Below are 18,923 nucleotides of genomic sequence, written 5' to 3' on the forward strand. Positions count from 1 at the left end.
TTGACCAAATTTGTTCCTCTGCAAAATGTTTCGTAGAGCGGTGCATGGATACAGGGCTATGCAAGACGGACATCGCGTCCTACACTCGGCCGCAGACGATCGATTCTCGACGGCGTTGTAGCGAAGCAGTCGTCGATTCCATGCCTCGAAGAACTCGACGAGAGGAAACACGTGACTGTCAACCGACACGGGGGCGCGCTGACTGTGGATGGCGTCCACAAATCTTATGGAGTTGTCTCTGCACTCGTGGATATGACTTTCTCGGTCCAGCCCGGTGAGATCTTCGGCTTCGTCGGCAGTAACGGAGCAGGGAAGTCCACCACCATGAGGATCGTGCTCGGCGTGCAGTCGGCAGATGCCGGCCGCGTTCTCCTCGATGGTCGCGAACTGGACCACCGGTCGAGGCGGTCGATCGGATACATGCCGGAGGAGCGTGGGCTGTATCCCAAGATGGCAGTGGTGGAACAGCTTCGGTACCTTGCGAGATTGCACGGCGCGACGAGAGAGCGAGCGGCCGAAAACGCGGAGCGTTGGATTCGCCGGCTCGGTCTGCACGAACGTGCCGACGACAACGTCGGCGACCTCAGTCTGGGAAATCAGCAGCGCGCTCAACTCGCTGCGGCACTCGTTCACGATCCAACGGTTCTCGTTCTCGACGAGCCATTTTCGGGTCTGGACCCCATCGCGGTCGATGTGATGAGCGATGTCTTGAAAGAGCAAGCAGCCGAGGGAGTTCCGATCCTGTTCTCGAGTCACCAACTCGAACTGGTGGAGCGGTTGTGCGATCGAGTCGGCATCATCGCTGGGGGACGCATGCGTGCGCTGGGGTCAGTCGACGACCTGCGCTCGAGAGGAGCCAGCACGCTTCGCATCGACGGGAGAGGCGCGACAGGGTGGGCCGATGGACTGCCCGGTGTCGTCGACGCGGTGTACAGCCCTGGAACGGTGGAACTCTCGCTGTCGCCTGGTGCCGACGAGCAAGCAATCCTGCAAGCCGCACTCGAACTGGGCCCTGTCCATCGGTTTGCGCAGGAGAGACCGTCGTTGAGCACTCTGTTCAGAGAGGTTGTGGCGCAATGAAAGAACGAACCACCGAGACTCGCCTACGGGCGCGTGAGGCAGTGTCACTGATCGCTTCCCGGGAAATTCGCACGAGAGTGCGCGCCAAGTCGTTTCTTCTCAGCAACATTGTCTTGATCGCGGTCGTGGTCGGCGGGATTTCGGTGTGGTCGATTCTCGGTAGCGGTAGTGACGACACGCAGAGGGTTGGTCTCGTCGGAGTCGATCAGGTTGTCTCGCAGGCGATCTCCGATGAGGCCGGTGCCTCGGGCGCGCGAATCGAGATGGTGCAAATCCCCGATGAACCGAGTGCCCGCACGGCGACCGCGAGTGGGGACCTCGCCCTCGCGCTGGTACTTCGATCGGATGGCGACGGTTACACCGCCTACACGCCGGACACGGTGGACACTGCATTGGAAACGGTTGTTCGAGGTGCCGTTGCTACGCGCGCCGTCACCGAGGTGCTTGCCGAACGGAATATCGATTTCTCTCAGATTTCCAGCGAGGCCGCGGCGGATTCCGCACTTGCTGTAGTGCCGGCGAATCCTCCAGAACCGTACCGGGACCAGCGAATCGCTGTCGCGATGGTCGGCGTCATCGTGCTGTTGATGTCGATCATGTTGGGAGGCACCATGGTTGCGGCAGGAGTTGTCGAGGAGAAATCGTCACGGATCGTCGAACTGCTTCTCGCAGCGGTGCGTCCTCTACATCTTCTGTGGGGCAAAATTCTCGGCATCGGTCTCGTGGCATTCTTCGAAGTGATGGTGTTGGGGGTTCTGGCCACCGTCACTGCCTCTCTCACCGGACTCTTGGACGTACCGTCGGTTGCGATATCGATGATGCTTGCGTCGGTGGCGTGGTTTCTGCTCGGGTACTTGTTCTTCTCGACGCTGTACGCCGCCACAGGCGCGATGGTGTCGCGGCAGGAAGAGCTCGGTGCAGCCTCCATGCCGCTTGCGATCCTGTCGATGGCGACCCTTTACGTCGCGATCTTCGGTATCAACTCACTCGACTCGGGATTCGTGCGAGTGATGAGTTGGATCCCACCGTTCTCGGCGTCACTGATGCCGATCCGAATTGCGACCGGCGACACCGACGCTGTCCAAATCATCGGCACGTTCGTCATCATGATCGGCGCGTGCCTGGGGGTGTCCTGGATTGCTGCTCGGGTCTACCAGCGATCGATCCTGAAGACGGGAGCGCGGGTTACGTGGTCCGAGGCGCTGCGTTCCAAGCACTCCGAGGCCACATCAGTCGCCGCCGTGCAGCCGGACCCCACACGTTAGCTGCTCGGTCGACGGCCGAGCAACTTCTCCAGTGCATCGAGGACGGCTGGATCCTCGATGGTCGACGGCACGCCGTACTCCTCGCCGGCGACGATCTGGCGCATCGTCTTCCTCAGGATCTTGCCCGATCGGGTCTTCGGAAGCGCTCCGACGACCGTCACGTCGCGGAACGTCGCCAGCGCGCCTATTTGATCGCGCACCATGGCCACCAATTCGGTACGCAACTGCTCCTCGGTGATGTTCTCCCCGGCCTTGAGCACTACGTAACCGCTGGGGCGCTGGCCCTTGAGATCGTCATGGATCCCGATGACAGCGCATTCGGCCACGGCGGGGTGGCCGGCGAGCACCGCCTCCATCGACCCGGTCGACAGACGGTGGCCGGCGACATTGATGACGTCGTCGCTGCGCCCGAGTACGTAGACGTAGCCGTCGGCGTCGATGTAGCCGGAATCGCCGGTGAGGTAGTAGCCGGGGAACGTATCGAGATACGAACGCTGGAAACGTGATTCGTCGTTCCACAGACCTACCAGTGCTCCCGGCGGCAGTGGCAGCTGCACGACGATGTTGCCCTCGGTGCCTGCGTCCACCGGATTGCCCGACGCGTCGAGGATGCCCACCTGGAAGCCGGGTACCGGTACCGTCGGCGATCCGGGTTTGATCGGAAGTGGCTCCAGGCCCCGAAGATTGGCGCAGATCGCCCACCCGGTCTCGGTCTGCCACCAGTGGTCGACCACCGGTCGATCGAGCGTGCGCGAAATCCACTCGTAGGTATCGGGATCCAGGCGTTCTCCGGCGACGAACAGAGTTTCGAGCGAGGAGGTGTCGTATTTCTCGAGCTCGGCGGCGTGGGGATCGACCTTGCGGATCGCGCGCAGCGCAGTCGGTGCGGTGAACAGGGCGCGGACACCGTGATCCTGGATCACCCGCCAGAATGCGCCTGCATCTGGAGTGCCGACGGGCTTGCCCTCGTACAGAACCGTTGTGGCACCGGCGAAGAGCGGTGCGTAGACGATGTACGAATGTCCGACGACCCAGCCGACATCGGACGCCGTCCACATCACCTGGCCGGGCCCCACGTCGTAGATGTTGCGCATCGACCACGTCAACGCGACCGCATGGCCGCCGTTGTCGCGTACCACGCCCTTGGGCTTACCCGTTGTTCCCGAGGTATAGAGGATGTACAGCGGAGCGGTAGCCAGCACCGAAACCGGTTGTGCGGCGGTGGCGTCGGCGATGAGGGTGTCCCAGTCCAGCCAGTCGTGGTCGCCGGGAATTCCCTCTCGTGATTTCACGATCACCGACGGTGCGTCGGCGGTCGTCAGAGTGAGGGCGCGCTGCACCAGGGGAAGGTATTCGATGACGCGCCCCGGCTCGAATCCACCGCTCGCGGTGATCAGCAGCACTGGCTCGGCGTCGTCGATGCGCGCTGCGAGCTCCTTGGCCGCGAAGCCGCCGAAGACCACCGAGTGCACCGCACCGAGTCGCGCACACGCCAGCATCGCGACGACGGCCTCGGGAATCATCGGTAGGTAGATCACCACGCGGTCGCCCGGCCCTACGCCCTGCCCGCGGAGTACCCCGGCGAAGCGAGCGACCTGGTCGAGCAGTTCGGCGTAGGTGTAGCTGCGGGTGAGTCCGAGCATCGCCGAGTCGTAGATCAACGCGGTCCGGTCGCCGTGCCCGGCGTCGACGTGCCGGTCGAGGGCGTTGAAGCAGGTGTTCAGACGGGCCCCAGGAAACCACTGCGAGCCGTCGAACGCGCTGGTAGGCGGTGTATCCCAGTCGACTCCCGTTGCGGCATCGAGCCAGAATTGCTCGCGGTTGTCGATGCTGTCGTCGAAGGCCTGCCGATACTCACCACTCATGTGCCGAGCCTAGTTGGGCACGTCCTGCCGTTTCGAGTTATCGCCAACGGGGCGTGAACGTAGCGTCCGGAGCACTTCGCGGCCACCGTAGAACCCTGCGCTGGCCGCGAACATGCCCGCTACCAACAGCAACCATCGCATTGCGTACGGCTCCTGCGTCAGACCCGTGGCGGCCTCGTACGTCTCGCTTCCGTGCGAGAAGATCCCCGGTGCGAAGAGCAGCAGGCTCAGACCCGCACCGAGCGCAGGGATGCGAACCGCGTTGACGAACCTGCCCAGTCGAGCAACCAGAGTTCTGTCGAGCACGGCATACAGCGGAAACAGGATCGCATCGTGCACGACGGCGGCACCGACGAACCAGAGGCCGATGGACTGCCACCACACGTCGGTGTTCCACAGTGCTGGAAAGCCGATCGTCAGGACCACGACAACGGCCAGTGCGAGGCAGCAGGCCGTCACGGCCAGATGCAGCGGGCCGGCGCCGTAGCGCGCCCGAAACGTGCTCATGCGTTCTCCCCGAAGAATTCGATGGATTCGATCCACTTGGTGGCATGTACCCCGGGAATCGCCGGCATCATGATGCGAGCGGGATAACCGTGATCGAGAGACAGGTCCGCCCCGTTCACCCGAAGGGCGAGAAGCGAGTCGGGATGCATCATCTGGTGTCCCCCGAAGGTGACTCGGTTGAAGGACCCGACCGGCTCCAGGGAACGTACTTCACCGGTGTCGACGGCGTCGATGCCCGCGACTGCGGCGAGATCGCGCAGCCGAACACCGGTCCACGTCTGCACCGTCGACCAGCCTTCGACACAGGAAATCGGGAGTTCGACGGTGTGCATGGGCATCTGCTCGAGTTGGGCTCTACTGAGCACGACCTCGGTACTGCCGGCCCGCACGGTCAGCCGCCATGAATCTCCGGTCTGCGCATCGGTGACGCCGGCAGACTGTGCAGTCCGATTGATCTGAAAGTCGTTGGGTCCGTTGCCGTAGGACCGCCCGCGGGGGAGCAGGATCGCCGCATCGCGAAGAAAGCCGCCCGTCGTCTGTCCGGCGCTGAGGACGGCGACGAACAGTGCGCTGCCGCCGACGAGCGTGAGCGCTCCGCGTCGGCTGATCGTTGCTGGAGCGGGATCGGTTGTGGCCAAACCTGATTCGTCATCGGCGTCGGGTACCGTGTCGGCCACCTTGATGCGCATCAGTTCCAGGAACGGTCTGGTTCGCAGCGCCGTGACCATGGTCGGAAACTTCAGCACTACGTGGGCGAGGAATCCGGCGATGAACACCCAGGCACCCCAGTAGTGCGCGGTGTAGAAACTGAATCCGAAGACGTAGTCGTACTGAATGTTCAGCACACCGGTGATGATCTCGAAGAGGATGCCACCGACCAACGCCAGCAACGATATTCGCTCGAGAAGATGCGCGACACTGCGAATCGGGGGCATCTCGATCAATTTCGGGATCACCGACCACAGCTTGGCCAGCACGATCGGCACCATGACCAGTCCGAGCCCCACATGGAGGCCTTGGGTGAGCCGGTACAGCCAGGCGGGCTCCGTCGGCCAGTCGAACGACGGTATCCGTAGCCATCCGACGTCGCCCGGCATGGCTTGGCCGAATTGAGGACCGTAGGCGGCCCAGGAGATGAGACCGGTGATCGTGACGATCGGCAGCGCGACGAGCAGGACGGAGGCGAGGACCGACGTGAACCAGACGCCGCGGATCGGGCTACGGAACGTGGGAATTCGTTGCATTCTGGTTCCCGTCTCCACTTTTGTACCCAATAGTACAAACTGTGAGGTCGAGGTTAGCTCACTGGCGGTCCTTTCGCCAGGGTTCGTCCCGGCGTCAGTTCTCAGGTTGCGCGCCGACGCAACGCGGCAACTGCTGCGTCAAGCGTGTCGCGCAGCGGTTGCACATCGCCCGCGATGCGGGCGATCAGCATTCCGCCTTGCAGTGAGGCGATCAAGGTAGCGGCGGCGGCGGCCGGATCGGTCGCCACGTCGAGTTCGCCTCGGTCGATCATGCGATGAAGTCCCTGCTCGAGTGGTTGCTCCCAGCGTCGGAACGCGGCGTGCAGGGTGGGAACGAACGCCGCGTCGTTCTTGAGTTCAGCAGCGAGCGAACCGAGGGGGCACGAGAACGGCCCTCCAGGCTGCTCGTGATTGCGGACGATCTCGGCGGCCCATGCGTCGATGTCCTCGAGGCTGTCGATGTGAGCCAGTCGTGGCTGGGCGGCGAGAACGCGTTCGAGTTGACGTGCGATAACAGCTTCGACCAGGTCCGACTTATCGGAAAAGTAGTGATAGAGCTGCGATTTTCCGGTCTCGGACGCGGTGAGTACGTCGTCGAGAGTCGTCCCGGCAACGCCGTGGGTGTACATCATCGATGCTGCGGCGTCGACGATCGCAGCTCTGGTTCGTCTGCCCTTGGCCGTTCTCGGCAGCTCCTTGCTCACGGGTCCTCGGCTCCTCGGTCGATGCTGTGAACAGCGAGTTCCACGAACACTCGTCCGTTCGATTCGATGGTTCGACGGACTCGAAGGCCCGTGGTCACCGCCAGCGCGTACAGCGCGCTCGCGCCGACGCTGGCCCAAGTGAACCACTCGCCCACCGAGTCCTCGGTTTCCCATCGGACCATTCGGTTCCGATCGTCGACATCGGACGTGGACTCGACTTCGACGATGGCCGTCCCGCTCTCGTGCAGCAGTGCTCGAACCGTCGCCAGTAGCGCGGCAGGATCACCACCGATGCCGATGTTGCCGTCTGCGAGCAGTACGTGTGACCATTGGCCGGCGCTGGGGAGTGCCGAGAATATGTCCTGTTCCACAGCGAATCCACCCCGGTGATTCGTCATCTCCACAGCGACCGAGGATGTGTCGACTCCCAGAGCGGGAACGCCGGCGCGGGTGAGAGCTTCGGTCAAACGCCCTGGTCCACAGCCGAGGTCGAGGGTGGGGCCGCTGCAGAAGGCAATCGAGGCTTCGTCCGCCCGGATGTCTTCGACCGTCGAATGGGTTCCGCCCATCCAGCGCGCGATTGGAAGTTCGGTGCGGCGGCCGTCGTAGTCGGTGATCCACGAGGGCAGGCCGGCTCGGCCGCGGCGATAGACGTCGTCTGCAATCACCCGACTGAATGTACCAGTGAGTACAGTTTTGTGTACTGGTGCCGGTCTGCGTCAATATTCGATGCTGCGCCGTCAAGATTGCGTCAACACCTCTGTTCGACGGCACCGCGCGGCGCAAGACTGCTTCTCATGACTCTTCTGGACATGCTTCCGTCTCTCGGTTCCGCCTATGTTGCGCGGTGCGATCCATCGCTGTGGCCCGCCGATACGCACTGTGTGTGCGGCCGAATCACCGTCGACGGCGTTGCACTGGAGGATCTTGCCGATGCTCAGGGCACTCCGGTGCAGTGGGGCCGCATTCTGGTGACTCGGGTGCGCTCGGTCATCGCAGGCGAAGTGGGCGTCGATGCCGAGTTCGGTGACCTGCTGCAGGCCGTGGTGGTCAACCGACATTCGGTGGGTCCGGTGGTCAAGGTCGACGTGCACAGCCCAGGGCGCAGCTGTGTCAGTCCGGTGGAGCTACCCGCCGACCTGCGCGCGGGTGACGTGGTAGCGCTCGTGACCTCGCAGGTGCACGAAAACTCGTAGCGGGGGTCGGCGGGAGTGGAGCCTGCGGAACGACCTATTGGGGGCGCCCGCTCACATGCGGCGAAGCCGCTCATCCCAGCGTGCGGTAGCGACCGAGTCTGGACTGAGCGCGGGCGGCGGGATCGACGGTCGACAGCGCGTGCAGTTCGCGGGCGATGGCATCGGCGATGCGACCGGAGAACGCAGCCGGTTCGTCGGCGGCGTCGGGGAGTTCGGGAACGATGACGTCGACGATGCCGTCGCGCATTAGATCGATCGACCTGATGCCCTGTGCCTCGGCCATCTCTGCAGCGTGGACGGTATCGCGGTGCACGATGGCACTGGCACCCTCGGGCGGAAGTGGTGCGAGCCAGGCGTTCTGAGCGCACAGGACTCTATCGGCAGGCAGCAGCGCGAGTGCTCCGCCGCCGGTGCCCTGGCCGAGCAGCACCGAGACCGTGGGAGTGTCGACGGTGACCAGATCCGAAATGGAGCGTGCGATCTCGGGTGCCAGGCCGCCTTCCTCGGCTTCCTTGGACAGTGCTGCGCCGAACGTATCGATCACGAGCACCAGAGGGATACGTAGTTCCTCGGCCAGCCGCATTCCGCGCCGGGCCTCGCGCAATGCCGCCGGGCCCATTGTCGCGCTGGCCGAGCTGCTGCTCCGGTCGTTTCCGAACAACACGCAGGAGATACCGCGGATGCGGCACAGCGACAACAGAATCGAGGTATCGGCCTCGCCCTGCCCGGTACCACTGAGTGGAACCTGCTCGGTGGCAGCATGTTCGATCAGTTGACGAATTCCGGGGCGATCGGTGCGACGCGACGACTGCACCGAATGCCAGGCCGACCGCTCGATCATGGGTGCGGGACTGTCATCAGCGATATCGGTCCACGTCGGGGCGTCGACGATCACCCGCAGGGCTCGGGTGAGCAGATTTCTCAACTGATCGACCGGCACCACCCCGTCGATGACCCCGTGTTGGTAGAGGTTCTCGGCGGTCTGGACTCCGTTAGGAAAAGGCTTGTCGTACAACGCCTGATAGACGCGGGGGCCGAGGAAGCCGATGAGTGCTCCGGGTTCGGCGACGGTGACGTGGGCCAACGATCCCCAGGATGCGAACACCCCGCCGGTCGTGGGATTGCGGAGGTACACCAGGTATGGCAGATGTGCCATCTTGTGCGCGGTGACGGCAGCGGCGATCTTGACCATCTGCACGAACGCGAGTGTGCCCTCCTGCATCCGTGTTCCACCGGACGTGGGGGAGGCGATCAGCGGCAACCGTTCGGCGGTGGCGCGTTCGACAGCGGAGGTGATGCGCTCGGCCGCCGCAACGCCGATGGACCCGGCGAGAAAGGCGAACTCGCAGGCGATGATCACCACGCGTCGACCCTCGATGGTGCCCTCGCCCGTCGACACCGATTCGTCGACGCCACTCTTCTCGCGAGCCTTGGCCAGGTCCCTCAGATAGGACTCCCCAGGATGGACGTCCACGGGCGTGGAGTCCCACGACACGAACGATCCGCCGTCGAGAACGGAGTCGAGAATCTCGGCGGCGGATGTCCGTGGGCTCATATCGGGGAGCCTACGCAGCGAACCCTAGCGAGCAAACGCTTCCTTCCAGGAGACGGTCTTGCCGATTCGCAGAATGGAGCGCTGGTAGATCTTCGCTGCACCCATCGCCAGGATTGCGGTGGTGACGATCATCAGGACCGCCGATCCGACGATCTGCACCGGTGAGGTCACGCCGGCGGCGATGCGCAACGGCATCATGATCGCGGAGAACGGGGGGATCCAGCTCAATGTGTTCGCGAGTGTGCTTTCCGGATCGCTGACTGAGTAGAAGGCGGCGAAGAACATTGCCATGATCAGGATCAGGAGCGGCATTGTCGTCGAGTTCACGTCCTCCTGCCGCGAGACCATCGACCCGCCCGCCGCATAGAGCACCGCGAAGAAGGCAAAGCCCAGGATGAACCAGGCCAGCGTGGCAGCGAAGACACTGACCGCGGCGCCGGTGACGGTGAGTACGCCCGTGCCCAATCCTGCTCCCACACCGGCAATTCCGTACAGTGCGAGCTGCAGGATGCCGACCGCACCGATGCCGAGGATCTTGCCCCACAGCAGCTGCAGTGGGCGAACGGTGGAGAGCAGCAGTTCGACGACACGTGAGGACTTCTCTTCGACGACGCCCATCGCGACGTACATGCCGAAGCCGATGATCTGGGCGTAGAGCAGGAATACTGCCGACAGGGCCAGAGCGGTCCGCTGACCGGCTTCGGGGTCCGGCGGATCGATCGCGTCGACAGTGACCGTCGCGGCATTCGCTGCGGCGGCGAGCACGTTCTGGTCTACGCCCTGTTGCGCCAGTGCAGTATTGGTCGCCTGCGTCGCGACACTGCCTTCGACGACTGCTCTCAAGGTCCCGGCCAGATCGGAGTCGGTGACTGCCGTGTACGCGCCCGCAGTGCCGTCCGGGACCAACGCCACATCGAGATCTCCCGATTCGACGCCGCTCCGTGCGGCCGCGGCGTCGGCGATCTCGCGAACTTCGACCGGAGAACCGACGGCGTCGCCGGTTGCTTCCACTACGGCCGCGATGGACTGATTGCCCGCGATGCCGACGACGTCGCGCTCTTCGTCGCCGCTGCCGGAGAAGATCGAGAATGCGATGATTCCGCCGACGATGACGGCCAGAATGATGACGTTGCTGATGACGAAGCTCTTCTTCATCACCTGAACGGTGAACTCGCGCTTGGCGATCAGTGAGACCGCGCTGAAGGAATTCAGTTGTGAGCTCATGCCACTACCGCCTCTCGGAACAGGTCGCTCAGGGAAGGTTTCTGGATGGAGAATTCGTGTACCGGCCCGGTCGCGAGCGCGGCCCGCAGAACTGATTGATCGTCGGCTCCCGGTGCCAACCCCAGAACGGTGATGCCGTCGCTCTGGCCGAGGATGCTCACTCCGTCGATGCCCGACGCCCATCCGGGGGCAGCGTTCGGTGCGTGGACGTGCAGGTGCGAATCTCCCGATCCGCGTAGTTCGTCGACGGTGCCGACGGCTTTCATCGACCCGGCGGCGATGATGCCGACGCGGTCGCACAGGCGTTGCACCAGATCGAGCTGGTGGCTCGAGAACACCACCGGCACTCCGGCAGCGGCCTTTTCGCGCAGGACCTCGCTCATGACGTCGACGGCGATCGGGTCGAGGCCAGAGAACGGCTCGTCCAGCACGAGAACTGCGGGGTCGTGCACCAGTGCGGCGGCCAACTGCACGCGCTGCTGATTACCCAGGCTCAGCGCGTCGACGGTGTCGTTGACCCGCTCGTCGATGCCCAGACGTTCGGTCCAGCGAATCACCGCGGCCTTGGCGTCCTTGGACGACAAGCCGTGCAGCTCGGCCATGTACGCCAATTGCGGGCCGACCTTCATCTTCGGATACAGGCCACGTTCCTCGGGCATGTAGCCGATGGTGCGGCGAACGTCGAGGTCGACAGGCTTGCCGCCCAACAGAACCTGGCCGGAATCTGCAGACAGTACGCCCAATGCGATGCGCATCGTGGTGGTCTTGCCCGCGCCGTTGCTGCCGACGAAGCCGAACAGCTCGCCCGGCCGGACGTCGAAACTCAGGTTGTCCAGGGCGATCTTGTCGCCGTATCTCTTGGAGACGGAGTCGATCGTGAGGGTGCTCATGGTGCCCTTTCGGTCGTTACTGCTGGTCGAGATCTTCGAGTTCTGGATCGGGGGTGATCCAGGTGAGAATGACTGCGGGAGTAGAGATTCCGATCATCAGTGCCGCGGCGGTCCAGCCGCCGCCGGCGTAGGCGAGACGAGGGAGGTCAGGAAAGGCGGTCGACAGGAAGATCAGCGCAAAGGCCGCGAGCAGGACCAACCCCTGTGTGACGGTGAGTCCGATGGACCGAGCGTCGTTGCGCTGCTGTATCTCCCACTCGTCGAGTGCGCCCTTGGGTGCATCACTGTGGCGGCCGGACACCGTCTGTAGAGCTGTCCAGATCGGCAGGAAGATCACCACGGCCGGAATCCAGACGATGGCAGCCCACGGGAAGAACAGTGTCGAGATGCTGATGACAAGGAAGGTCAGGTCGGCGACAATCACGGCAACGGCGAGAATGCGGCGTCGATGCTGCGTCCGCCACTTCGGGAGCCAGTGTCTGGTGTTGGCGTCGTTCTCCAGGAATCGCCGCGTGCGATAGGCCTGGTAGCGGGTGAGGATGTCAGGTCGTTCGCTCATGATCTCAGCCGTCCTCGGGATCGTGATCGGGAGTGGTCCACGCGAGAAGCATTGCGGGAGTCGATCCCCCGGCGCTCAATGCCGTCAGCACCAGTGCGGCGCCCGATACACCGAGGTTCGTTTCGCTGAATACCGATCCGAAAAGTAGGTAGGCAGCAGCTGCGGTTCCGAGAATCCGAGTGATCGTCAGGCCGATCGATCGGGCCGCGTTGCGCTTTTGGATTTCGAGTTCGTCGAGTGCGTCTGCTGGGGCTTCGGCTTCCCTGGGGGACACGATCCCGAGGACGATGGCCGCGAAGGCGAATACGGCATAGCAGATCCCCCAGGAACCGATTCCCCACTTGAACACCGGGTCCGAAAGTGCGAAGCCGGCAGATGCAACGAGCAACACCATCAAGAAGATCACGAATTTTCGGCGTCGGGCCTGGGGTCGTAGTGACGGTAGCCAGTTGGCGTAGTGCTTGTCGCTGTCCAGGAACATTTGCGTGCGGGATTCCTGGTAGCGGGTGAATAAGCTGGGCTCGGGCTTGGTCATCGATCCTTCTCCTTTCGGAAGAGTTCGGCCGAGAGTGGTCCGAGTTCGGTGCGCGAGAACACTGCTTCGATCGGCAGATCGAAGACGTCGCAGATCCGCATCGCGAGGTCCAAGCTCGGGTAGTGGTCGCCTCGTTCGAGGGCACCCACCGTCTGGGGATTCACTTCGACGAGTTCGGCCAGTTGCGCGCGGCTCATCTTTCGTTCTGCCCGCAGAACACCCACCCTGTTGAAGATCGGGAGCGCGGTACCGCGCTTGATGGGGCTCATGACAATGAAGTGTTGTATAAACCCAACGATCTGTCAACGGGTAATAACGGACTGTTCGAGTCGGCTACGTTTCCTGTTGCTCCCGGGCGTCGGCGACGATGGCGCGCATCGTCGTCAGGAACTCGTCGATCGTCGCCCGCTGCTCGGGTGTGAAACGCGCCAGCTCGTCGACTGCACGGCCGATGACGGGGCCGAAGAACGTGGTGCCGAGTTCCGACGCATGAGCGGTCACGCGCAGCAGTACTCGCCGGCGATCGGATGGGTCCGCTTCGCGTGATACCAAGTCACGCTTGCTCATTCGATCGACCAGGGCCGTGACCGATGCGGATTCCAGGCCCAGCTGGGTTCCTAGCCAGCCGGGCGTGGCGCGCGTTCCGGCTCGGTCCGCGTCGAGGAGGCAGATCAGCGCCCGGATATCCGTCGGGTGGAGCGCATGTCTCTGCGCGAACTCCGCGCCCAGAAGGTCGAGGTCGACGGTCAGTGCGCGTAGCTGATGGACGGTAGAGGTGGGCTGTGTCATGTGCTGACCCCTCGGGAGATGCTGGACGCGAAGTCTCTTCATTGTCTACTATCTCGATCATCGAGAGATTAAGGGGCCGGAGATGTCGACAGTCGACGAGTTCTATGCCGCGTACGACCGAGTTCTGCAGAAGTGGCCGGTCGAGGTCGAGGTGATGAATGTGAACACCCCGCACGGGACCACGCGGGTCAACGCCTGCGGACCGGTTGATGGTCCGGCGTTGGTGCTGCTACCGGGCGCGGGAGCGACGTCGACCGTCTGGTTCGCCAATGTCGACGCGCTCGCACGGCACTATCGGGTGTACGCGGTGGACCTGATGGGCGACGTCGGTCGGAGCGTGCCCGGTGGGCAGGAGTGGAGCCTGCGGAACGACCCAGGTGACCGTGCCATCGACTCTGTCGAGGAGCTGTTGGGTTGGTTGTCGGCCGTCTTCGACGAGTTGAACCTGCCAACCGCGGCGCTCTGCGGCCACTCCTACGGCGCGATGATCGCTCTGGCATACGCGCTGCGTCACGAGAACCGCGTCGATGCGCTGACGCTACTCGATCCCAATTCCTGCTTCGGCTCCATGAGTCCGCGGTACCTGCTTCATGCCCTGCCGATACTGCTGTCTCCCAACGAGAAGCGGCAGCGTAGCTTCGTTCGATGGGAAACCGATGGCGCGCAGCTGGATTCGGATTGGCTCGACACACTTGCTCTGGGAGCCGCGCACGCCCCGACGACCAAGACCATCGTGCCGAAACGGCCGAAGCCTGCTGCCTTCGAGAACTTCGGTGTCGCGACCACAGTGGTGCTGGCAGGGAAGGGCAAGGTGCACAACGCCGCTCGCATCGAGGCGGCAGTCCGAACTGCACTGCCTGCAGCGAGAACCGTGATACTCGGCGGAGCCACACATCACACGTTGCCGATACATCCCGCAGCCGAGGTGAACGCGATTTTGCTGAGCTGACGTGAATCGGGTGCAGCTGACCGCGCTCACCGCGGTCAGCTGCACTCGATTTAGATCACCGCGACTACAACTCCGACAGCTGTCCGTCGGCCATCGTCCAGTGACGAGTGCTGCGAACGGTGTCGAGCATTCTGCGGTCGTGGGTCACCAGCAACAACGTTCCCTCGAAGTTCTCCATCGCGCGTTCGAGTTGCTCGATGGCGGGCAGGTCGAGGTGGTTGGTCGGCTCGTCCAACACCAGCAGATTTACGCCACGGGCCTGCAGTAGAGCGAGTGCGGCGCGGGTTCGCTCACCGGGCGAGAGCGACGATGCGGGCCGCAGTGCATCGTCGCCGCGCAGTCCGAACTTCGCCAACAGGGTGCGGACCTCGGCATCGGGCCACTCGGGAACTGCCGCGCTCAACGCGCCGGACACCGTCCCCTCGCCGACGAAATGCGTTCGCGCCTGGTCGATTTCACCGACGGCGACACCGGATCCCAGTGAGGCCGTGCCCTCGTCCGGGCTGAGCCTGCCCAGCAGTACCGACAGCAGCGTCGTCTTGCCGGAGCCGTTCGGGCCAGTGATCAGAATTCGATCACCCCACTCGATCTGCGTCGTCACCGGTCCGAACGTGAACCCGGATCGCTGCACGAGAGCACCGCCCAACACCGACACGACGGTGCCGCTGCGAGGAGCCGCCGCGATTTCCATTCGCAGTTCCCATTCCTTGCGGGGTTCCTCGACTACTTCGAGTCGCTCGATGCGGCGCTGTGTCTGACGAGCTTTGGCGGCCTGCTTCTCGGTCGACTCGGCGCGGGTCTTGCGAGCGATCTTGTCGTTGTCGGTGGCCTTCCGACGTGCATTGCGCACGCCCGACTCCATCCAGTTCCGCTGCATCTGCGCCCGAGACTCCAACGTCGACTTGGTGTCTGCGAACTCGTCGTACTTCTCCCGCGCATGCTGGCGCGCAATCTCGCGTTCCGCCAGATAGGACTGGTAGCTGCCGTCGTACACATCGATGCGACGCTGCGCTCGATCGAGCTCGACAACGCCTGTCACCGTCCGCGCCAGAAACTCGCGATCGTGACTGACGACGACTATCGCCGCCCGCGTCGCGACGACGAACTGCTCGAGTTGCTCGAGGCCTGCCAGATCGAGATCGTTGGTGGGCTCGTCGAGCAGAAGAATGTCGTAACGGGCGAGCAGAATCGCGGCGAGACCGGCGCGCGCAGCCTGCCCACCCGACAGGTCGGTCATGAGGGCGCTGCCGTCGACCTCGAGGCCCAGGTCCGCCAGCACCTTCGCCGTTCGCTCCGCCAGATCCGCGCCGCCGAGCGCCAGCCACTTCTCCAGTGCCGGGGTGTAGAGGTCCTCGTCACTCGAACCAAGAGCCTCGGCGGCCTCGTTCATCGTGGATTCGGCCGCCGTGACTCCAGTCCGCCGACCGAGAAAGTCCAGCACCGTTTCCCCGGCGATCCGTTCGGGCTCCTGCGCCAGATAGCCGACGGTCGCGTCGGGTGGGCTCGTGTAGATCTCACCCTCGTGATCGGCCGTCCCCACTCCGGCGAGCAGCGTCAACAACGTCGACTTGCCCGCGCCGTTCGCGCCGACGAGCCCGATCACATCGCCCTCGGTCACCGTCAGGTCGAGGCCGGAGAACAGAGTCCGATCGCCGTGAAAAGCGGCGAGATCGTCGATGCGCAAGGTGGCAGTCACACCCGAAACCATAGGGGGCGGGAACAACACCACCCCACCCACCGTTGCCATTCGTATGACGTATTCAGCCGAGACCAGTACTGTCCCGACCATCGTGCTCAACGACGGCACGTCCATCCCCCAGCTCGGGTTCGGTGTATGGCAGGTTCCCGACGACGGTGCCCAGGCCGCAGTGGCCGAGGCGCTGAAGGTCGGGTACCGCAGCATCGACACCGCCAAGGTGTACGAGAACGAGGCCGGCACCGGCAAGGCGATCGCGGAGTCCGGCATTGCCCGCGACGAGCTGTTCATCACCACCAAGTTGTGGAACGACGATCAGGGCTACGACTCCACCCTGCAGGCGTTCGACGCGAGCATGGATCGCCTCGGACTCGAATACCTCGACCTGTACCTCATTCACTGGCAGCAGCTCGATCGCGACAAGTACATCGATACCTTCAAGGCTTTCCAGAAGCTCAAGGCCGATGGCCGCATCGGTTCGATCGGCGTCTCCAACTTCACCATTCCCACCCTCGAGAAGCTGATCGACGCGGTCGGCGAGACGCCGTCGGTCAACCAGATCGAGCTGCATCCGCGTCTGATTCAGGAAGAGCTGCGCGCTTTCCACACCTCGAAGGGCATCGCCACCGAGGCCTGGAGCCCGCTCGGCTCCGGCACCGTGCTGGACGATCCGGCCTTCACACCCATCGCCGAGGCGCACGGAGTCACTCCGGCGCAGGTGATCCTGCGCTGGCACATCCAGCTCGGCAACGTCGTGATCCCCAAGTCCGTCACCCCGGAGCGCATCGCGAGCAACTTCGACGTGTTCGGGTTCGAGCTCAGCAACGACGAAATTCAGCAGATCAATGCACTGGACTCCGCCGACGGCCGCACCGGCCCGGACCCGGACAAGTTCAGCAGCTGACCTGTCAGTTCCAGGCACGTCGGGGGCCTAGTCTGTACCCATGTCGGAACCGCTCGACGGCAAGACCGTTGCCCTCACCGCCGAGCGGCGCGCGGACGAATTGGCCACCATGCTCGAACGCCGCGGCGCGAACATCGTTCACGCCGCGGCGATTCACGTTCTGCCCCTGATCGACGACTCCGAGTTGAAGTCGGCCACGGAGGGCATAGTCGAGCTTCCACCGCAGATCGTCGTGATCAGTACCGGCATCGGTTTTCGGGGCTGGCTCGATGCGGCCGCCGACTGGGGTATGCGCGAAGACCTTCTGACCGCACTGGGGCACACGCGAATCATTGCCCGAGGTCCCAAGGCGCGCGGAGCAATTCGCGGCACGGGGCTTCGTGAAGAGTGGTCGCCGGCCACCGAGGCCTCGCAGGAAGTATCCGATCATCTTGCCGCCGAAGGTGTTTCCGGAGTGGACGTCGCGGTTCAGCTGCACGGGGTCATCACCGAGTGGGAACCGACGATTCACCTGAGCGACGCGTTGAGCGAGCTCGGCGCACATGTCCGACCGATCCCGGTGTACCGCTGGATCCGTCCCGTGGATCAGGCCCCGCTCATCGACTTGCTGGAGCAGATCATCGACCATCGGGTGGACGCGGTGACGTTCACCAGCGCCCCCGCCGTCGCGTCCCTGCTCTCGACCGCGAAGGACAACGGCCTGCTCGACGCGTTCCTGGACGCGCTTCGAGGCCCCGTCGCCGCGATCTGCGTGGGGCCGGTGACGTCGGCCCCGTTGGACGCGTTGGGCGTCCCGACCTCGATGCCGAGCCGGGCGCGATTGGGCGCGCTGGCGAAGTTCGTGACCGAGCAGCTCTCCTAGCCCAGCGTTTCGAGCAGCTCCGTCACCGCAGCTCGTCCGGCGCGGTTGGCTCCGATCGTGCTGGCGGACGGCCCGTAGCCGAGCAAGTGGACGCGATGGTTGGCTGCCACTCGAGTGGCGAGTCGGCCGTCCATGACGATTCCTCCACCGTGCCCGCGCAAGCGCAGAGGAGCCAGGTCGTCGAGTGCGCTGCGAAAACCGGTGGCCCACAGAATCACGTCCGCTTGTTGGCTCGATCCGTCGTCCCACACCACCGAATCTGCGGTGATCCGCGAGAACATCGGCTTGCGCTCGAGCGCGCCGCGCTGCCGTGCAGCGGCCAACGACGGCGTCAGCAGCAGCCCGGTCACCGACACGACCGAGCCGGGTGGCAGGCCCGCCCGCACCCGCTCTTCGACCATCGCCACGGCCGTGCGTCCGGCATTCTGATCGAACTCGCCGTCCCGGAACACCGGTGGTCGGCGCGTCACCCATGTTGTGGTCGTCACCTGGGAAATCTCGTCCAGGAGCTGGACGGCCGAGATCCCGCCGCCCACCACCACGACGTGCTTGCCGGCGAACTCGTCGGCCGTCCGGTAATCCTTCGTGTGCACTTGCCTGCCGGTGAACGTCTCGGCTCCGTCGTAATGCGGTACGAAGGGCCTCTCCCACGTTCCGGTGGCGTTGATCAATCCCTCGGCCATGACGACCGTCTCGCCGGCCTCGACCCGGAAGAGAGGTTCGCGATCGCACACGACGGTGACCGTGACGGGGCGTCGAACATGCAGTTCGAAGCGTTCCTCGTACTCGCGGTAGTAGCGGGGGACGGCGTCGGCGGCCGGAACAGACTCGGCCGGCTCGTCACCCAGCGTTTCGGCGAAGGTCATGCCGGGCAGGTCGTGTACCCCGTTGACGGTGCTCAGCGTCAGCGAAGGCCACCGGAATTGCCAGGCGCCGCCGGGGCCGGGGGCGCTGTCCAGCATCACGAAGCCTGCGCCTGCGTCCAGGCCCGCTCGGCGGAGGTGGTAGCCGGCCGAGAGTCCGGCCTGCCCCGCGCCGATGACGGCAACTCGAGTGTCGATCACGGCTACCAGTAGATCAGCCACCCAGTAGGTAAAAC

General features: G+C 64.1%; 20 protein-coding genes. 6 read left to right on the forward strand and 14 right to left on the reverse strand.

The features are described from left to right. Positions 1-252: 252 nt before the first annotated feature. Both QM797_RS08980 and QM797_RS08985 read left to right on the forward strand, forming a co-directional pair. Positions 253-1,080 (forward strand): ABC transporter ATP-binding protein, encoded by an 828-nt coding sequence (locus QM797_RS08980; RefSeq protein ID WP_283274985.1) that lies wholly within the window; start codon positions 253-255, stop codon positions 1,078-1,080. Continuing rightward, positions 1,077-2,345, forward strand: coding sequence for an ABC transporter permease (locus QM797_RS08985; RefSeq protein ID WP_283274986.1), 1,269 nt, complete (start codon positions 1,077-1,079; stop codon positions 2,343-2,345). Before QM797_RS08980 ends, QM797_RS08985 begins: the two co-directional genes overlap by 4 nt. On the opposite strand, the gene QM797_RS08990 is transcribed toward QM797_RS08985, so the two are convergent. The 5 genes from QM797_RS08990 to QM797_RS09010 form a co-directional block, all read right to left on the reverse strand. Continuing rightward, positions 2,342-4,210, reverse strand: coding sequence for a propionyl-CoA synthetase (locus QM797_RS08990; RefSeq protein WP_283274987.1), 1,869 nt, complete (start codon positions 4,208-4,210; stop codon positions 2,342-2,344). The two genes, QM797_RS08985 and QM797_RS08990, sit on opposite strands and share 4 nt — an antisense overlap. A gap of 9 nt (positions 4,211-4,219) precedes the next feature. Further along, entirely contained in the window at positions 4,220-4,717 is a 498-nt protein-coding gene (locus tag QM797_RS08995) for a hypothetical protein (RefSeq protein ID WP_283274988.1), read from the reverse strand. Continuing rightward, a complete protein-coding gene (locus QM797_RS09000) occupies positions 4,714-5,961 on the reverse strand; it encodes a molybdopterin-dependent oxidoreductase (RefSeq protein ID WP_283274989.1) in 1,248 nt (415 codons plus the stop codon). The genes QM797_RS08995 and QM797_RS09000 overlap by 4 nt, the downstream gene beginning before the upstream one ends. Positions 5,962-6,062: 101 nt before the next feature. Beyond that, complete coding sequence (locus QM797_RS09005) at positions 6,063-6,665, reverse strand: TetR/AcrR family transcriptional regulator (protein ID WP_283274990.1); 603 nt, start codon at positions 6,663-6,665, stop codon at positions 6,063-6,065. Next, positions 6,662-7,333 carry a methyltransferase domain-containing protein gene (locus QM797_RS09010; RefSeq protein ID WP_283274992.1) on the reverse strand — a complete coding sequence of 224 codons (672 nt, stop codon included), beginning with the start codon at positions 7,331-7,333 and terminating at the stop codon, positions 6,662-6,664. Before QM797_RS09010 ends, QM797_RS09005 begins: the two co-directional genes overlap by 4 nt. Before the next feature lie 129 nt (positions 7,334-7,462). On the opposite strand from QM797_RS09010, the gene QM797_RS09015 reads away from it, so the two are divergent. Further along, positions 7,463-7,861 carry a hypothetical protein gene (locus QM797_RS09015; RefSeq protein ID WP_283274993.1) on the forward strand — a complete coding sequence of 133 codons (399 nt, stop codon included), beginning with the start codon at positions 7,463-7,465 and terminating at the stop codon, positions 7,859-7,861. A 70-nt stretch (positions 7,862-7,931) separates the two neighbouring features. Here QM797_RS09015 and QM797_RS09020 read toward each other — a convergent pair whose 3' ends face one another. From QM797_RS09020 to QM797_RS09050, 7 genes are all read right to left on the reverse strand, one after another. Continuing rightward, on the reverse strand, positions 7,932-9,416 hold the full coding sequence (locus QM797_RS09020) for a carboxyl transferase domain-containing protein (RefSeq protein WP_283274994.1): 1,485 nt from the start codon (positions 9,414-9,416) through the stop codon (positions 7,932-7,934). Between the two features lie 24 nt (positions 9,417-9,440). Beyond that, complete coding sequence (locus QM797_RS09025; RefSeq protein ID WP_283274996.1) at positions 9,441-10,640, reverse strand: ABC transporter permease; 1,200 nt, start codon at positions 10,638-10,640, stop codon at positions 9,441-9,443. Beyond that, on the reverse strand, positions 10,637-11,530 hold the full coding sequence (locus QM797_RS09030; protein WP_032404380.1) for an ABC transporter ATP-binding protein: 894 nt from the start codon (positions 11,528-11,530) through the stop codon (positions 10,637-10,639). The genes QM797_RS09025 and QM797_RS09030 overlap by 4 nt, the downstream gene beginning before the upstream one ends. Positions 11,531-11,546: 16 nt before the next feature. Next, positions 11,547-12,089 carry a hypothetical protein gene (locus QM797_RS09035; protein WP_283274997.1) on the reverse strand — a complete coding sequence of 181 codons (543 nt, stop codon included), beginning with the start codon at positions 12,087-12,089 and terminating at the stop codon, positions 11,547-11,549. A 4-nt stretch (positions 12,090-12,093) separates the two neighbouring features. Then, positions 12,094-12,624, reverse strand: a complete 531-nt coding sequence (locus QM797_RS09040; protein ID WP_283274999.1) for a hypothetical protein — start codon at positions 12,622-12,624, stop codon at positions 12,094-12,096. Further along, positions 12,621-12,893 carry a helix-turn-helix transcriptional regulator gene (locus tag QM797_RS09045; RefSeq protein ID WP_283275000.1) on the reverse strand — a complete coding sequence of 91 codons (273 nt, stop codon included), beginning with the start codon at positions 12,891-12,893 and terminating at the stop codon, positions 12,621-12,623. Before QM797_RS09045 ends, QM797_RS09040 begins: the two co-directional genes overlap by 4 nt. A gap of 64 nt (positions 12,894-12,957) precedes the next feature. Beyond that, positions 12,958-13,413, reverse strand: a complete 456-nt coding sequence (locus QM797_RS09050) for a MarR family winged helix-turn-helix transcriptional regulator (RefSeq protein WP_283275001.1) — start codon at positions 13,411-13,413, stop codon at positions 12,958-12,960. An 82-nt stretch (positions 13,414-13,495) separates the two neighbouring features. Here QM797_RS09050 and QM797_RS09055 point away from each other — a divergent pair, with 82 nt between their 5' ends. After that, positions 13,496-14,362 (forward strand): alpha/beta fold hydrolase, encoded by an 867-nt coding sequence (locus QM797_RS09055; protein WP_283275002.1) that lies wholly within the window; start codon positions 13,496-13,498, stop codon positions 14,360-14,362. A 64-nt stretch (positions 14,363-14,426) separates the two neighbouring features. On the opposite strand, the gene QM797_RS09060 is transcribed toward QM797_RS09055, so the two are convergent. Then, positions 14,427-16,058 carry an ABC-F family ATP-binding cassette domain-containing protein gene (locus QM797_RS09060; protein WP_283275003.1) on the reverse strand — a complete coding sequence of 544 codons (1,632 nt, stop codon included), beginning with the start codon at positions 16,056-16,058 and terminating at the stop codon, positions 14,427-14,429. A 55-nt stretch (positions 16,059-16,113) separates the two neighbouring features. Here QM797_RS09060 and QM797_RS09065 point away from each other — a divergent pair, with 55 nt between their 5' ends. Together QM797_RS09065 and QM797_RS09070 are read left to right on the forward strand one after the other, a co-directional pair. Next, complete coding sequence (locus QM797_RS09065; RefSeq protein ID WP_283275004.1) at positions 16,114-16,962, forward strand: aldo/keto reductase; 849 nt, start codon at positions 16,114-16,116, stop codon at positions 16,960-16,962. A gap of 40 nt (positions 16,963-17,002) precedes the next feature. Then, positions 17,003-17,824 carry a uroporphyrinogen-III synthase gene (locus tag QM797_RS09070; protein WP_283275005.1) on the forward strand — a complete coding sequence of 274 codons (822 nt, stop codon included), beginning with the start codon at positions 17,003-17,005 and terminating at the stop codon, positions 17,822-17,824. On the opposite strand, the gene QM797_RS09075 is transcribed toward QM797_RS09070, so the two are convergent. Continuing rightward, positions 17,821-18,885: a flavin-containing monooxygenase gene (locus tag QM797_RS09075; protein ID WP_502942304.1), complete on the reverse strand. Its 1,065-nt coding sequence runs from the start codon at positions 18,883-18,885 to the stop codon at positions 17,821-17,823. The two genes, QM797_RS09070 and QM797_RS09075, sit on opposite strands and share 4 nt — an antisense overlap. Positions 18,886-18,923: the final 38 nt, after the last annotated feature.

Origin of the sequence: Rhodococcus sp. IEGM 1381 (genome assembly GCF_030056795.1) — a bacterium.
Taxonomy (GTDB): domain Bacteria; phylum Actinomycetota; class Actinomycetes; order Mycobacteriales; family Mycobacteriaceae; genus Rhodococcoides.

Coding starts and splice junctions, on each gene's coding strand:
- QM797_RS09025 (WP_283274996.1), bottom strand. CDS start 10,640: ATGAGCTCACAACTGAATTCCTTCAGCGCGGTCTCACTGATCGCCAAG.
- QM797_RS09035 (WP_283274997.1), bottom strand. CDS start 12,089: ATGAGCGAACGACCTGACATCCTCACCCGCTACCAGGCCTATCGCACG.
- QM797_RS09065 (WP_283275004.1), top strand. CDS start 16,114: ATGACGTATTCAGCCGAGACCAGTACTGTCCCGACCATCGTGCTCAAC.
- QM797_RS09070 (WP_283275005.1), top strand. CDS start 17,003: ATGTCGGAACCGCTCGACGGCAAGACCGTTGCCCTCACCGCCGAGCGG.
- QM797_RS08985 (WP_283274986.1), top strand. CDS start 1,077: ATGAAAGAACGAACCACCGAGACTCGCCTACGGGCGCGTGAGGCAGTG.
- QM797_RS09000 (WP_283274989.1), bottom strand. CDS start 5,961: ATGCAACGAATTCCCACGTTCCGTAGCCCGATCCGCGGCGTCTGGTTC.
- QM797_RS09050 (WP_283275001.1), bottom strand. CDS start 13,413: ATGACACAGCCCACCTCTACCGTCCATCAGCTACGCGCACTGACCGTC.
- QM797_RS08980 (WP_283274985.1), top strand. CDS start 253: ATGACTTTCTCGGTCCAGCCCGGTGAGATCTTCGGCTTCGTCGGCAGT.
- QM797_RS08995 (WP_283274988.1), bottom strand. CDS start 4,717: ATGAGCACGTTTCGGGCGCGCTACGGCGCCGGCCCGCTGCATCTGGCC.
- QM797_RS08990 (WP_283274987.1), bottom strand. CDS start 4,210: ATGAGTGGTGAGTATCGGCAGGCCTTCGACGACAGCATCGACAACCGC.
- QM797_RS09055 (WP_283275002.1), top strand. CDS start 13,496: ATGTCGACAGTCGACGAGTTCTATGCCGCGTACGACCGAGTTCTGCAG.
- QM797_RS09015 (WP_283274993.1), top strand. CDS start 7,463: ATGACTCTTCTGGACATGCTTCCGTCTCTCGGTTCCGCCTATGTTGCG.
- QM797_RS09020 (WP_283274994.1), bottom strand. CDS start 9,416: ATGAGCCCACGGACATCCGCCGCCGAGATTCTCGACTCCGTTCTCGAC.
- QM797_RS09040 (WP_283274999.1), bottom strand. CDS start 12,624: ATGACCAAGCCCGAGCCCAGCTTATTCACCCGCTACCAGGAATCCCGC.
- QM797_RS09045 (WP_283275000.1), bottom strand. CDS start 12,893: ATGAGCCCCATCAAGCGCGGTACCGCGCTCCCGATCTTCAACAGGGTG.
- QM797_RS09030 (WP_032404380.1), bottom strand. CDS start 11,530: ATGAGCACCCTCACGATCGACTCCGTCTCCAAGAGATACGGCGACAAG.